The sequence below is a fragment of the Lederbergia sp. NSJ-179 genome, from assembly GCF_022867885.1.
GTDB lineage: Bacteria > Bacillota > Bacilli > Bacillales > Bacillaceae_C > Lederbergia.
The window spans coordinates 1-1629 of record NZ_JALIFP010000092.1 but is presented as its reverse complement, the minus strand read 5'-3'; the positions used below and the strand labels follow the sequence as shown (position 1 = coordinate 1629).

Annotated in this window: 1 protein-coding gene; it reads left to right on the top strand. The window is 42.6% G+C overall.

Annotated elements, in window-relative coordinates; genetic code table 11:
• Positions 1-63: 63 nt before the first annotated feature.
• Positions 64-1605, top strand: coding sequence for a transposase (locus MUB24_RS22925; RefSeq protein WP_244708050.1), 1542 nt, complete (start codon positions 64-66; stop codon positions 1603-1605).
• Positions 1606-1629 lie beyond the last annotated feature (24 nt).

Below are 1629 nucleotides of genomic sequence, written 5' to 3'. Positions count from 1 at the left end.
CTGGACAGTCAAAAGTTCTTGTCGAAAAATTGTTGAATTTTTAAATGGAAAAATAACCCAATCATGCAATCTTATGATATCCTAATGGTTCGCACACCAGAAAGGAGATCAGATCGCAGAAAGGGTTATGTTGCTAGTTTACCCTATTTCGATGCGATTGACCATACCATGTTAAAATTTATTGATTCTATCTTACATCATTTCCGTTCCTGCTTCTCCAGAAGCGCCACCTATCATTGGTTTGTTGTGATCATTGTCGGTTTCATGTTGCGTTCAGATCATCTGGGTATGACTTCTATTATCCGAGATTTGTCCCTGAATTCTCGTACTTATGAAAGCTTGCTCAACTTTTTTCGTTCTCACGCGTGGTCGCTTGAATCTCTTCGTCTAACATGGCTTCGGGTCGTGAAAAAAACAGCTCCACTTTCTTACGTCAACGATAGGGTTGTGCTTATAGGAGACGGGATGAAACAGTCCAAGGAAGCTCGCCGAATGCCTGGGGTTAAGAAGCTTCATCAAGAATCTGAGAATTCTTCCAAAGCAGAGTATATTTTCGGTCATCTGTTTGGTGCCATCGGCATTCTTATGGGAACGCCACAAAAATGGTTTTGCCTACCCTTGTTTATGAATTTACAGGATGGTGTTAAGACGATTTTTGGCTGGAGTGATTTATCCGATCGGCAGGAATCCCATGTCGTACAAATGATTGATCAGGGATTTGTTGCGGCCAAAACATTTGGAAAGGCCTTGCTCCTGCTGGATCGTTATTTTCTGTCTGTCCCTGCGTTGAAACGCTTGAACGAGTTGAATGCTTCGGAAACCACTCAGATGCACATCGTCACAAAGGCCAAATCGAACGCAGTGGCCTATGAACCACCTCCTGCAACAAAGAAGAAAGGAAGAGGTCGTCCACGAAAGAAGGGAGAAGTCGTCAAACTGAAATCTTTGTTTCAAAGTCGTGCTGCTGATTTTCAAAAGGCCCAGGTAACGTTATACGGTAAGGAAGAAACCGTTCAGTACTTGTGTCTTAATTTGCTATGGGGACAGGGGCAGTACCAAGAGTTACGGTTTGTTCTCGTCCGAATGGGCAATCGTTTGTCTATTCTAGTAAGCACGGACCTAACACTAGAAGCAACAGACATTATCCACTTGTATGGACACCGCTTTCAAATAGAATGTACTTTCCGTGAAATGAAGCAAGTTATCGGTGGATTTGGATATCAGTTCTGGAGTAAATCGATGCCAAAGCTGAAACGTTATCTAAAAAAGGAGGAACCTCATCCCCTAGAGCACGTAACCAATGAAAAGGATAAAGAAAAGATCCGTTTGACAGTCAAGGCGATTGAAGGCTATGTCATGTGTAGTTGTATCGCCATGGGCCTCTTACAACTGATCGCTGTACGCTATTCGTCCCGTGTTCCCGGATTCTTTTTTCGTTACTTGAGAACATCTTCCAAGTCCATTGTTTCCGAAGCAACGGTCATGGTTTATTTGCGCAAATCTATTTTTCGTATGTTTGCCTGCAACCCGCATTTATCCATAACCAAAATAATTCAAGCCAAGCAAAAACTCGCTGATAACGATGAGGATTTACTGGCTTCTTAAAGCTGAAAACTTTTGACTGTCCAG

What these genes read in the sequence shown, in the direction of transcription:
- MUB24_RS22925 (WP_244708050.1), top strand. Translation starts at nt 64, where the DNA reads ATGCAATCTTATGATATCCTAATGGTTCGCACACCAGAAAGGAGATCA.